At 57.8% G+C, this 12,493-nt stretch carries 12 protein-coding genes; 6 read left to right on the top strand and 6 right to left on the bottom strand.

What is annotated here, in order from left to right; translation table 11 throughout:
- Positions 1-25: 25 nt before the first annotated feature.
- Together RA21_RS07355 and mutS are read left to right on the top strand one after the other, a co-directional pair.
- The gene (locus tag RA21_RS07355; protein ID WP_039147570.1) at positions 26-859 is read left to right on the top strand and encodes a flagellin; all 834 of its coding nucleotides are present in this window, start codon (positions 26-28) and stop codon (positions 857-859) included.
- A 101-nt stretch (positions 860-960) separates the two neighbouring features.
- Positions 961-3,591 (top strand): DNA mismatch repair protein MutS, encoded by a 2,631-nt coding sequence (gene mutS / locus RA21_RS07350; protein WP_039147568.1) that lies wholly within the window; start codon positions 961-963, stop codon positions 3,589-3,591.
- A gap of 85 nt (positions 3,592-3,676) precedes the next feature.
- On the opposite strand, the gene RA21_RS07345 is transcribed toward mutS, so the two are convergent.
- Positions 3,677-4,240, bottom strand: coding sequence for a nucleotide exchange factor GrpE (locus RA21_RS07345; RefSeq protein ID WP_019295305.1), 564 nt, complete (start codon positions 4,238-4,240; stop codon positions 3,677-3,679).
- Positions 4,241-4,249: 9 nt separating this feature from the next.
- Positions 4,250-5,314 (bottom strand): heat-inducible transcriptional repressor HrcA, encoded by a 1,065-nt coding sequence (gene hrcA / locus RA21_RS07340; protein WP_019295306.1) that lies wholly within the window; start codon positions 5,312-5,314, stop codon positions 4,250-4,252.
- A gap of 143 nt (positions 5,315-5,457) precedes the next feature.
- Here hrcA and rph point away from each other — a divergent pair, with 143 nt between their 5' ends.
- Genes rph through RA21_RS07320 form a run of 4 tightly spaced genes read left to right on the top strand, consistent with a single transcriptional unit; the run spans position 5,458 to position 8,287 of the window.
- The gene (rph, locus tag RA21_RS07335) at positions 5,458-6,171 is read left to right on the top strand and encodes a ribonuclease PH (protein ID WP_019295307.1); all 714 of its coding nucleotides are present in this window, start codon (positions 5,458-5,460) and stop codon (positions 6,169-6,171) included.
- Positions 6,168-6,782, top strand: coding sequence for an RdgB/HAM1 family non-canonical purine NTP pyrophosphatase (gene rdgB, locus RA21_RS07330; RefSeq protein ID WP_019295308.1), 615 nt, complete (start codon positions 6,168-6,170; stop codon positions 6,780-6,782). Before rph ends, rdgB begins: the two co-directional genes overlap by 4 nt.
- Complete coding sequence (hemW, locus tag RA21_RS07325) at positions 6,775-7,929, top strand: radical SAM family heme chaperone HemW (RefSeq protein ID WP_039147566.1); 1,155 nt, start codon at positions 6,775-6,777, stop codon at positions 7,927-7,929. Before rdgB ends, hemW begins: the two co-directional genes overlap by 8 nt.
- A gap of 4 nt (positions 7,930-7,933) precedes the next feature.
- Positions 7,934-8,287, top strand: coding sequence for a YbaN family protein (locus RA21_RS07320; protein WP_019295310.1), 354 nt, complete (start codon positions 7,934-7,936; stop codon positions 8,285-8,287).
- Here the strand turns inward: RA21_RS07320 and RA21_RS07315 are convergent.
- Genes RA21_RS07315 through mnmG form a run of 4 tightly spaced genes read right to left on the bottom strand, consistent with a single transcriptional unit; the run spans position 8,277 to position 12,487 of the window.
- A complete protein-coding gene (locus RA21_RS07315) occupies positions 8,277-9,170 on the bottom strand; it encodes a ParB/RepB/Spo0J family partition protein (protein WP_039147564.1) in 894 nt (297 codons plus the stop codon). The genes RA21_RS07320 and RA21_RS07315 overlap by 11 nt on opposite strands.
- A 26-nt stretch (positions 9,171-9,196) precedes the next feature.
- Entirely contained in the window at positions 9,197-10,006 is an 810-nt protein-coding gene (locus RA21_RS07310; RefSeq protein ID WP_019295312.1) for a ParA family protein, read from the bottom strand.
- Entirely contained in the window at positions 9,999-10,616 is a 618-nt protein-coding gene (rsmG, locus tag RA21_RS07305) for a 16S rRNA (guanine(527)-N(7))-methyltransferase RsmG (RefSeq protein ID WP_039147563.1), read from the bottom strand. Before rsmG ends, RA21_RS07310 begins: the two co-directional genes overlap by 8 nt.
- Complete coding sequence (gene mnmG / locus RA21_RS07300) at positions 10,613-12,487, bottom strand: tRNA uridine-5-carboxymethylaminomethyl(34) synthesis enzyme MnmG (RefSeq protein WP_039147815.1); 1,875 nt, start codon at positions 12,485-12,487, stop codon at positions 10,613-10,615. Before mnmG ends, rsmG begins: the two co-directional genes overlap by 4 nt.
- Positions 12,488-12,493: the final 6 nt, after the last annotated feature.

Here is a 12,493-nt window from a genome sequence, read left to right as displayed (position 1 = left end):
CATAGGATCAAAGGAAAAGTGAGGAATGATAAGCTTCCACAACAATTCCGGTGCGATGGTGGCCTTGCAGACATTGGGCGGAGTCAATTCTCAGCTCAATCAAACGCAAGACAGCATTTCCACCGGTCAGACCATTAACTCAGCGCAAGATAACGCGGCCCTCTGGGCAATTTCCGAGCTGATGAACTCGGATATTTCCGGCTTACGCTCGGTGTCGGACTCATTGTCGCTGGGCGAAGCTACCGTGGCGGTTGCCTCAGCCGGGGCAGAGCAGATCACCGAAACCCTGACTGAAATGCGGTCACTTGCAATCATGGCCAGCAGCGGAATGGGCGACTTCAGCAAATATGAAGCGGCCATGGCAAAGAAGACCGAGCAGATCAATTCGATCATCTCGTCTTCCGGCTTCAACGGGGTGAACCTGCTGAAAACCGATGTCGACGGGGCCGGCGGCGCTGGACTGACAGTACCGTCAGCGATTTCCAGCGACGGCACCCTCAGCACCCTCAGCGTGGACGGTGTGGACTTTGAAGGCAGCCCGCTGTTCGATCTCGGTGGCCGAACCGCAATCACAGACAGCGCAAGTGCTCTAACTGCATTGGGCGAAATCGAAGGCTTTCTTGCCTACGCAATCGAAGGCTCGGCGGCTTTGGGGTCGAGTGCCAATCAGCTGGCTGGCCAGGGCGACTATGTCAGCAAGCAATCTGATGCGCTCACCCGCGGTGTCAGCTCCATGATCGACACCAACATGGAGGAAGCTGCAACCAAAATACTGGCGTTGCAAGCACAGCAACAGCTGAGCACCCTCTCGCTCTCCATCGTCAACACGATGCCTGACACTCTGCGCAATCTCTACTGACAGCAGGCTGCCGCCGGCGCGCTGGCGGCAGCCATATCCGGGTTTTCCTCGCTCCGCCCCCATTGTAGATGTCTTGCAAAGACGACCCCGGGGGACCTCCAATGACCGTAACGCCCATGATGGCGCAATATCTCGAGATCAAGGAAGCGCATGCGGATGCGCTGCTTTTCTACCGGATGGGCGACTTCTACGAAATGTTCTTTGAGGACGCCATCAACGCAGCCGAAGCGTTGGACATCGCACTGACCAAACGCGGCAAGCACAACGGTGAAGACATCCCGATGTGCGGTGTGCCGGTGCATGCAGCCGAAGGGTATCTACTGACTCTGATCCGCAAGGGATTCCGCGTTGCGGTAGGTGAACAGCTGGAAAGCCCAGCCGAAGCCAAAAAACGCGGCTCCAAATCTGTTGTGAAGCGAGATGTGGTTCGACTGGTGACCCCAGGTACCCTGACCGAGGATTCCCTGCTGGAAGCCCGCCGTCACAACTTCCTGGTGTCCTACTCCGAACTGCGCGATGAGGCTGCGCTGGCCTGGGCCGATATCTCCACCGGCGCATTTCACGTGATGCCGGTTGCACGGGTGCGCCTGTCTCCAGAGCTGGCCCGCCTCGCGCCCTCAGAGCTGATTGTTGCAGATGGCCCAGCCTACGAGGCCGCCCGCCCGCTGGCCGATGAATACAAGATCCCGCTGACCCCGCTGGGCAAATCAAGCTTTGACAGCACCGCTGCGGAAAAGCGCATCTGCACCCTGTTCAGCGTCAGCGCTCTGGACGGCTTTGGCACCTTCACCCGCGCTGAAGTCTCCGCAATGGGTGCACTGATCGACTATCTGGAGATCACCCAGAAGGGCAAACTGCCGCTGCTGCAGCCTCCCCAGCAAGAGGCACAGGACCGGGTGGTTCAAATCGACGCCGCCACTCGCCGCAATCTGGAACTGACCCGGTCCTTATCCGGCGGCCGGGCCGGTTCTCTTCTGTCTGTCGTAGACCGGACCGTCACCCCCGGCGGCGCCCGCTTGCTGGAACAGCGGCTGTCCAGCCCATCGCGCAATCTGGACACCATTCATCAGCGGCTGACCGCCCTCGACTTTGCTGTTGAAAATACGCGCAAAGCCGAAGACCTGCGCGCTGCACTGCGCAAGACACCGGACCTTGACCGTGCGCTCTCGCGTCTCGCGCTGGAACGCGGCGGCCCTCGCGATCTGGCCGCCATCCGAAACGGTTTGTCACAGGCAGAAGTAATCGCGGACCTCTGCACCAGTTTGGATCTGCCGGACCTGATATCCGGCGCCATATCCAATCTGCAAGGGTTCGATGATCTGGTATCACTGCTTGACGCTGCACTTGTAGCAGAACCACCGCTGCTGGCCCGCGATGGCGGCTTCATTGCAGCCGGCTATGACCCTGAGCTGGACGAGGCCCGCACTCTGCGCGACGAGGGCCGATCGGTAATCGCGTCAATGCAAAAGCAATACGCAGAGCACACCGGCGTCGCCTCGCTGAAGATCAAGCACAACAACGTGCTGGGCTACTTCATTGAAACCACCGCAACCCACGCCGACAAGATGATGTCGCCCCCCCTCAACGAGACCTACATCCACCGCCAGACCACAGCAAACCAGGTCCGGTTCACCACGGTAGAGCTGAGTGAGATCGAAACCCGTATTCTCAACGCGGGCAACCTGGCGCTAGAGATCGAAAAAAGGCTCTACGCAAGGCTTTCTGGCGCCATTCTGGACAATGCCGCGCGCCTCAACACTGCTGCGCGGGGACTGGCAGAACTGGACTTGCTGACGGCACTGGCCGATCTGGCACGCGGCGAAAACTGGATCCGCCCCAAGGTCGACAACAGCCGTGCGTTTAACGTGGAAGGCGGCCGTCACCCGGTTGTGGAACAGGCCCTGCGCCAGCAAGGCGGAGAAGCTTTCGTCGCCAACGACTGCGATCTGACCGCGCAGGGCGGCGCCGCAGTCTGGCTGCTGACCGGTCCCAACATGGCTGGTAAATCGACCTTCCTGCGTCAGAACGCATTGATAGCCCTGCTCGCCCAAATGGGCAGCTATGTCCCGGCCGAAGCCGCACATATCGGCCTTGTCAGCCAGCTGTTCAGCCGCGTCGGTGCCTCTGATGATCTGGCCCGCGGCCGCTCCACATTCATGGTGGAAATGGTCGAGACCGCCGCGATTCTGAACCAGGCAGATAACCGCGCTCTGGTCATTCTCGATGAAATCGGCCGCGGCACTGCCACCTATGACGGCCTGTCCATCGCCTGGGCGACACTGGAGCATCTGCACGAGGTGAACCGCTCCCGTGCACTCTTTGCCACCCACTACCACGAGCTGACCCAGCTTGCCGCCAAACTGGAAGGTGTTGAGAACGCCACCGTAGCAGTCAAGGAATGGGAGGGCGAAGTGATCTTCCTGCATGAGGTGCGCAAGGGCGCCGCTGACCGTTCTTATGGCGTTCAAGTGGCCCAGCTCGCCGGCCTGCCTGCAACTGTTGTCGCCCGCGCCCGCGACGTCCTCGACATGCTGGAGCAAGGCAGCCGCGAAGGCGGGTCCAAGATCCAGATCGACGACCTGCCGTTGTTCGCAGCCGCCCCGCCACCACAGCCCAAGGCACCGGCGGGCCCCTCGCCGACCGAAGAGCTCCTCGCCAGCATTCACCCGGACGAGCTTTCTCCCAGGGAAGCACTTGAAGTGCTCTACAAGCTCAAGGAAGCTGCGAACTAAAGCAAAGGGCGGGTCCAAACGGACCCGCCCTTTCATCTTTCAAAAATACTCCCGCCGGAGGCGCAGGCCCGCCAGGGTCTGCTCATCAGCTGGCCGGGGTCGAGGACACACCCACCTGCGCCGCGCGCAGCAGACGGTCGTGCAGCATGAATCCTTCCGCTGAGACCTGAATGATGTCACCCGCCTTGGTGCCCGGTACAGGCGCTTCGAACATTGCCTCATGTACTTGCGGATCGAACTTGTCGCCAACCTCGGGCGACACAATCCGGATTCCGTGCTTCTCAAACACGCCAAGCAGCGAACGCATTGTCAGTTCCACGCCCTCAATCAGGGCGGCGGACACCTCGCGCTGCTCGTCGGTGGCCGCTTCAATCGCGCGCTTCATGTTGTCATAGACCGGCAGCATGTCACGGGCCAGTTTCGACCCGCCATAGTTCTCTGCTTCGCGGCGCGCCTTATCGCCGCGCTTGCGGGCGTTTTCCGCATCCGCCAGCGCCCGCATGAAGCGGTCCTTCAGCTCATCCCGTTCCGCCCGGAGCGCATCAAGTTCCAGCGAGGCATCATCAAATTCCTCGGTTTGCGCAGCCAGCTCTTCAGCTTCGGCGGCGGCGATGTCATCCAGAAAGTCTTCGTCCTTGAGCTCTGCCATGTTTCACCTCTAACTCCGGTCGGACAACAGTTTGCCGACCAGCTGTGCCGTGTAGTCCACGATCGGCACAATCCGTCCGTAATTCAGGCGCGTTGGGCCAATCACCCCAACCGCACCGATGATCTTTCGATCCGCGTTCATATAGGGAGACACCACCAAAGAGGAACCCGAAAGTGAGAAAAGTTTGTTCTCCGACCCGATAAAAATGCGCACACCCTCGCCTTCTTCGGTCAGTTCCAGAAATTCGGCAATGTCCCGCTTGCGTTCCAGATCATCGAACAGCGTGCGGATCCGCTCCAACTCCTCGGCTGCTCCAGTCTCGGCCAAAAGATTCGCGCGGCCTCGCACTATCAGTCGTGCCTGTTCGCTGCCTTCCTCTTCCCAGACAGCCAGTCCGCTTTCGATCATCGCATGTGCAAGACTGTCGATTTCCTGACGCCGGGCGGAAATCTCTCTCTGGATCTGCCGTTGCACCTCGCTCAGTGTCTTGCCTTCGATCAGTGCATTCAGGAAATTTGCGGCTTCACGCATCGAACTGGGCGTCTGCCCTGGCGGCGGTGTGAATAGCCGGTTCTCCACATGACCGTCAGAAAATACCAGAACCACCAGTGCGCGGTCATGCGCCAAAGAGACAAACTCAATGTGCCGGATCTCCGCTTCATGCTTGGGTGTCAGCACAAGGGAAGCGCCTTGCGTGACACCAGACAGTGCAGCGCCAACCCGGTCGAGCATCCCGCCAACGTCACCTGCATTCCGGCCTAGAGTCGCATCAATCTTCTCACGGTCTTTTACGTTGAGATCGCCAACTTCCAAAAGACCATCAACAAACATCCTGAGGCCCATCTGCGTGGGTACCCTGCCGGCGCTGACGTGCGGGCTGTCCAGCAGGCCAAGGTATTCAAGATCTTGCATAACGTTACGCACGGTAGCTGCGCTGACCTTTTCACTCAGCGAACGGGTCAGCGTGCGGCTGCCAACCGGATCGCCGCTCTCTAGATAGCTTTCCACCACTGCGCGGAACACGTCCCGGGAGCGGTCATTCAAGTCCTTCAGAATGTTGTTCGGATCGCTCATCAGCCTGCCAGCATTTCTTCCGGTCTAAACATAGGAACCCGGCTCCAAAATGTCATTAAAGAGCACTTCGGGAAAAGGTCAATCGGGCTTGCATAGCCCCGCGTCCGGGGGATATCCCCAAGCCAACAGCAAAAGGAAGTGCCATGCGACCCTCAGGACGAGAACTGAATGAAATGCGCCCTGTCTCGATCGAGACCGGCTTCACCAAACACGCCGAGGGCTCCTGCCTGATCAAGGCCGGCGACACCCATGTCCTGTGCACCGCCACCATCGAAGACCGCGTGCCGCCCTTCATAAAGGGTACCGGCCTGGGCTGGGTTACCGCCGAATACGGCATGCTGCCCCGTGCCACAAACACCCGGATGCGCCGCGAAGCAGCCTCTGGCAAGCAGGGCGGGCGCACAGTGGAAATCCAGCGCCTGATCGGCCGCGCGCTTCGGGCCGGCGTCGACCGCGTTGCCCTGGGCGAGCGCCAGATCACCATCGACTGCGACGTCCTGCAGGCCGACGGCGGCACCCGCTGCGCCTCGATCACAGGCGGCTGGGTTGCCCTGCGTCTGGCCGTCAACAAATTGATGAAAGCTGGTGATGTGCATATCGATCCGCTGGTGGATCCTGTGTCGGCCGTTTCCTGTGGCATCTATGCCGGCCAGCCGGTGCTGGATCTGGATTACCCCGAAGATTCTGAGGCCGGCGTGGACGGCAACTTCATCATGACCGGATCCGGTAAGCTGATCGAAGTACAGATGTCTGCCGAGGGCTCCGTCTTTTCCCGCGACCAGATGAACCAGCTGATGGACCTGGCCGCTAAAGGCACCTCCGAGCTGGCAGAAATGCAGAAGGCCGCCTGCAAATGACCCGCAAACTGGAAGGCGGCAAGCTGCTTGTCGCCACCCATAACAAGGGCAAGCTGAACGAGATCTCCGAAATCCTCGCCCCCTTCGGCGTGCAGGTTGTTGGCGCCGGCGAGATGAATTTGCCGGAACCCGAGGAAACCGAGGACACATTTGTCGGCAATGCCCGCATCAAGGCCCACGCTGCCGCCACGGCAACCGGCCTGCCGGCCCTGTCCGATGATTCCGGCATCACCATCGACGCACTCAACGGAGCGCCCGGCGTCTACACTGCCGACTGGGCCGAAACACCGAACGGCCGCGACTTCAAGCTGGCAATGACCCGCGCCAATGATGAGCTAACCGCTGCCGGAGCCAGCGCGCCGCGCACTGCCCAGTTCCGCTGCACCCTGGTGATTGCGTGGCCCGACGGACATGACGAAGTGTTCGAGGGCGTGATGCCAGGTCAGCTGGTCTGGCCGATCCGCGGCGAACACGGCTTTGGCTACGACCCGATGTTCCAGCCTGACGGCTTTGACATCACCTGCGCCGAAATGGACCCGGCGGAGAAGAACAAGATCAGCCACCGCGGCAAGGCGGTGGCCCAGTTCGTCCAGGGCTGTTTCGGTGGATGACTGGCGCAATGGGGGCTTTGGCCTTTACGTGCATTGGCCTTTTTGCCAGGCCAAATGCCCCTATTGCGATTTCAACAGCCATGTTTCGGCAAGCATAGACCAAAAGCTCTGGGTTAGAGCCTATCTGAGCGAGCTTGACAGACTCTCAGAGCAGCTTTCCGGTCGTGTTCTGAACTCGATTTTCTTTGGCGGCGGCACCCCTTCCCTCATGCGGCCGGACACTGTGGCCGCTGTTATTGAGCGCGCACGTGAAATTTGGCCTTTCGCCAATGACATAGAGATATCTCTTGAAGCAAACCCTGGATCTGTTGAAGCCGGCCGTTTTGCGGGCTACCGCGACGCAGGCGTAAACAGGGTCTCCATGGGCATACAGGCCCTGAACGACGAAGACCTGCGCCGGCTTGGTCGTATTCACAGCGTTGCAGAGGCCAAAACAGCTTTCGACATAGCCCGTAAATGTTTCGATCGCGTGAGCTTTGACCTCATCTACGCGCGTCAGGGGCAAACATTAAAATCTTGGCAGGCGGAACTGCGCGAAGCGCTCTCCATGGCCATCGACCACCTGTCGCTCTATCAGCTTACCATCGAAAAAGGCACTGCCTTTGGCGACCGGTATGCCCGCGGCAAGTTGCGCGGGTTGCCGGAAGACGACACGGCAGCAGATATGTACCAGGCTACCCAGGAGGTCTGCGCCGGCTTCGGTATGGCTGGCTATGAAATCTCGAACCACGCCAAGCCCGGAGCAGAATCACGCCACAACCTGATCTACTGGCGCTATGGCGACTATGCCGGCATCGGCCCCGGGGCCCACGGACGTCTGACCTTGAACGGCCTGCGTCATGCCACTGAAACCCATCTGGCGCCCGGGGCCTGGTTGAATGCGGTGAGTAGTGGCAACGGGGAATCCCTTCGAGAGAAACTAAACCGGGTAGATGCTGCGGCTGAATACCTCATGATGGGGATGCGCCTGTCTGAAGGTCTGGATATGGGGCGATACAGCCAGCTTTCGGGGTGCAAATTGCCAGAAGACCGGCTGCATGATCTTGCACAAATGGGTATGGTGACTATCTCTGGCCAGAGGCTTCGCGCGACTGACCAGGGCCGCGCGGTATTGAATGCGGTACTCCGCGAACTGTTGATGGATTGAAGCAATGCGTTTCCTCTACGCCGGCCTGGGATTATTCTGCGTCGCCTTGGCCGTCATTGGCATTGTTCTCCCCCTGCTTCCCACCGTTCCATTCTTACTTCTTGCAGCGTTCTTCTTCGCAAATTCCTCTGAGCGCCTGCACAACTGGATCGTTGATCACAACGTCTTTGGTCCTATGATCATGGACTGGCGCGATCATGGCGCTATCCGGCCGGGTGCAAAAAAGGCGGCAACCCTGTCGATTGCCGCCGTCTTTGGCCTGTCTCTGCTGTTGGGCGTCCCCGGTCACGTGCTGGGGATTCAAACAGTAGTTCTGTCAACCGTGCTTCTCTTCATCTGGACCAGGCCTAACGGCTGAGCAGATTGCACAGTTCGTCCAACTGATCCAGGCTCTCATAGCTGATCGTCACCGCACCCGCCTCACCGCCAGGCTTGTGATCGATCGAGACCTTCATTTTCAGCATCGCTGACAAGTCGCCTTCCAGTGCCCGGGTATCGGCGTCCTTTTCTGGAGCTTTACGAGGTTTCTTGGCACCGGCCACCTGAATGCCAGCCGCGTCTTTTTTCACCAATGCTTCAGTAGCACGAACGGACAAACCACCCTTCACGATCTTTGCCGCTAATTCTGAGGCATGATCCGAAGTGATCAGAGCGCGGGCATGGCCCGCGGACAGTTTGCGTTCCTGAACCAGGATTTGGACATCTTCCGGAAGGTGCAGAAGGCGCACAAGATTGGCGATGTGGCTACGGCTTTTCCCCAGCGCCTCTGCCATTTTTTCCTGCGTATGCCCGAATTTTTCCATCAGTTGCTTGTAGCTCTGCGCCTCTTCCATCGCGTTCAGATCCGAGCGCTGGATGTTTTCGATGATGGCAACTTCCATCATCTCCAGGTCGGAATAATCGCGGATCAGAACCGGAACTTCGTGCAACTGGGCTGCCTGCGACGCGCGCCAGCGGCGCTCACCAGCAACAATCTCGTACTTCCCGCCAGGACGGGGCCGAACGATCAGTGGCTGAAGAACCCCCTTCTCCTTGATGGAAGCCGTCAGGTCATCCAGGTCTTCCTGCAGGAATTGGCGCCTCGGCTGGTTCGGGTTGGCAATGACATTTTCGATTGGCACCAGTATTTCCGCATTTCGTGGTGCTTCAGCCTGCGTGCTGACTGGCGCAGGGTTCACATCTGCCATCAACGCCGACAACCCCCGGCCAAGTCCGCGTGGTTTTGTCTTCTTGTCTGCCATGGTTGCCTCCGGTCCGTATTCTGCATTTACGCCGCTATCTTGTGATGTTTATTCAGGATTTCTTCTGCCAGTGCGCGATAAGCCTGTGCACCCTGGGAGTTGCTGTCATAGTTCAATACGGGCTGTGCGTAAGACGGTGCCTCACTCACACGCACGTTGCGCGGGATCTTCGTTTGGAACACAAGATCACCCAAATTATCCCGTGCGTCCTGCTCAACCTGTTGCGACAGGTTATTGCGCCGGTCGAACATGGTCAGAACGATTCCCTCAATCCGCAGATTCGGATTCGCCGACTGCCGGACTTCCCGGATCGTCAGCATCAACTGTGTCACGCCTTCCAGCGCAAAGAACTCACTTTGCAATGGCACTAGGACTGAATGCGCAGCAACCATCGCATTAACTGTCAGCAAATTCAGGGATGGCGGACAATCAATCAGAACATAATCCCAATCATATTCATCCATAGCCGTTTGCCGAAGAGCATCGTGCAATAGGAAGCTGCGCTTCTCATTGGTGAATAGTTCGATATCGGCAGAACTGAGATCAACAGTCGCTGGAATAATGCAAAGATCCTCAATCTCCGTTTGCCGGATAACATCCGACAAAGATGCGTCCTCAACAAGGAGATCATAAGTCGTCAGGTCCCGATCCGACGGTTCAATACCCAATCCTGTGGAGGCATTGCCTTGCGGATCCAGGTCGACAACCAGTACCCGCAGCCCGCATTCCACCAGCGCTGCTGCAAGATTTATGGCTGTTGTTGTCTTCCCTACCCCGCCTTTCTGATTTGCGACCGCGATGATCCGAGGCCCCTCCGGGCGGGAAAAATCAGACACGTTCTACTCCCCTGATTTTCAGGATTACTGCTTCTGGCTCAGTCAAACTTTTAGTCGTTTCCAACTCGAATCGCCATTGCTGCCGAGCGTTATCCACTTCTTTTTTCCAGTTCTCACCTTTGGGGAACACGCAAACGCCATCGGACGCGAGATGACGCTCTGCGAAACCCAAAAGATCACTCAATCCGGCAAGTGCCCTGGCAGACAATACATCTGCGCTCTGCGGTTCAACCTGTTCAATCCGGCTGCTCAGGACTGTAATCGATGCGCCGCACTCTCTGGCCGCTGTTCGAAGGAAGGCAGACTTGCGTTGATCACTCTCGATCAACGTTATCTTGGTTTCCGGAGTTTCATCCGCGGCGAGCAACGCAACCACAACTCCAGGAAATCCTCCGCCGCTGCCGATGTCGACCCAATGCTTCGGCGCGTCGACACTGCGGAAAACTTGAACAGAATCAGCTATATGACGCGTCCAGAGTTCGTCAAGACTGGAACGGGAGACCAAGTTGATCTTCGGATTCCACTTGCGAATAACTCTTTCAAAGATCTCGAGGCGTTCAAATGTTTCACGTGAAACACTGAGGTCATCTAGGAGCTTCTTGCTGCTCATGCAGTCTTCTCCTGCCCCGATTTTCCCTTGCGAAGACGGGCAAGGATCAGCGCAAGGGCAGCGGGAGTCATTCCGTCGATCCGGGCGGCTTGAGCCAGGGTTTCCGGAAGCACTCGCGCTAGCTTCTGTTGTAGCTCTTTGGAAAGACCGTCGACATCTTCAAAAACAAAGCCCTTCGGGATCACATGACCTTCATCACGCTTCATTGCGGAGATTTCCCGCTCCTGACGCGCAATATAATTTGCATAGAGGGCGTCCCGCTCCATCTGCCGGCGAATCTCCGGATCCACTTCATCCAAGTCAGGCATCAGCTGGATCACATCTTCAAAAGTGACATCAGGAAAAGCCAGAACATCCAAACCAGTCCGCCTATTGCCATCCTGATTGATCCGGATACCTGCAGTTGCCACCTGTTTGGGTGTAAAAGTCTCGGACTCAAGTCTCTTTCGTGCTGAGACTAGTTGTTCATTCTTCTTCTCAAAGGCCCGCCGACGTGCTTCTCCGGCACACCCCAGATCAATCGCCTTTGGTGTCAGCCTTTGATCTGCATTGTCAGCCCGAAGGGACAATCTGAACTCCGCCCTTGAGGTGAACATCCGGTAAGGCTCAGTAACGCCGTTGGTCGTAAGATCATCGATCATTACACCGATGTAGCTGTTCGACCGGCTGAAGGTGATAGGCTCTCTTTCCCTGGCCCGGTGCGCCGCGTTCAGCCCCGCGACCAGTCCCTGCGCAGCAGCTTCCTCATAGCCAGTCGTTCCGTTGATTTGTCCTGCAAGATAGAGGCCAGGAACATCCTTTAGCGATAGATCTAACTGGAGCGCTCTTGGATCGACATAGTCATACTCAATCGCATACCCCGGCTGCAGGATGTCTGCGTGCTCAAGACCTGAAATCGACCGGACATATTCCTCCTGCACCTCCACAGGCAGGCTGGTGGAGATGCCATTGGGATACACGGTGTGATCCGTCACCCCTTCTGGCTCCAGAAAGATCTGATGGCTTTCCTTGTCCGAGAACCTCACAATTTTGTCTTCAATCGAGGGGCAATACCGCGGTCCGACCCCTTCGATATGTCCGCCATACATCGCGGATCGTTCCAAGTTCCGGCGGATTATGTCGTGGGTTTTGGCATTGGTATGCGTAATGCCGCAAGACACCTGCTGCGCATTCAGGGTTTTAGACAGAAAGGAAAAGAATACAGGATCATCATCTCCAGGCTGGGCGTCCAAACTCTCCCAGTTAATGGTCCGCCCATCCAAGCGTGGCGGCGTGCCAGTTTTAAGTCGACCGAGCGGAAGTTCAAAACTATCAAGGCGCTCAGCCAATTTGACAGACGGTTTATCTCCCATCCGGCCGCCTGGCTTCGACACATCTCCAATGTGAATAACGCCGCGAAGAAACGTGCCTGAGGTCAGCACAACCGACTTAGCTGGGATTTCGCTGCCGTCAGCCAGCACAACGCCGGCAACAGTTTCTCCGGACATCAGAAAGTCTGTTACTTCGCCTTCCACGATGTCCAGGTTCTGTTGAGACTCCGTCAGTCGAAGCATTTCTAGGCGATAGATAGCTCTATCCGATTGGGCCCGCGGCCCTTGTACGGCAGGTCCCTTTCTGCGGTTCAGCAACCGGAACTGAATTCCTGCCAAATCAGCAACACGGCCCATGACGCCATCCATTGCGTCAATTTCCCGGACCAAGTGCCCTTTGCCCAAGCCACCAATTGCCGGGTTGCATGACATTACTCCGATGCCGTCACGGTTCAAGGTCACCAGTGCAGTTGCGGCGCCCATTCTCGCCGAAGCATGGGCAGCTTCGGTACCGGCGTGGCCGCCGCCAACTACAATCACGTCATACGATGAATGTTTCACGTGAAA

Origin of the sequence: Leisingera sp. ANG-DT, from assembly GCF_000813785.1 — a bacterium.
Taxonomy (GTDB): domain Bacteria; phylum Pseudomonadota; class Alphaproteobacteria; order Rhodobacterales; family Rhodobacteraceae; genus Leisingera.
Note: the sequence above shows the minus strand (reverse complement) of the source record. Positions and strands in the feature narration are given on the sequence as shown.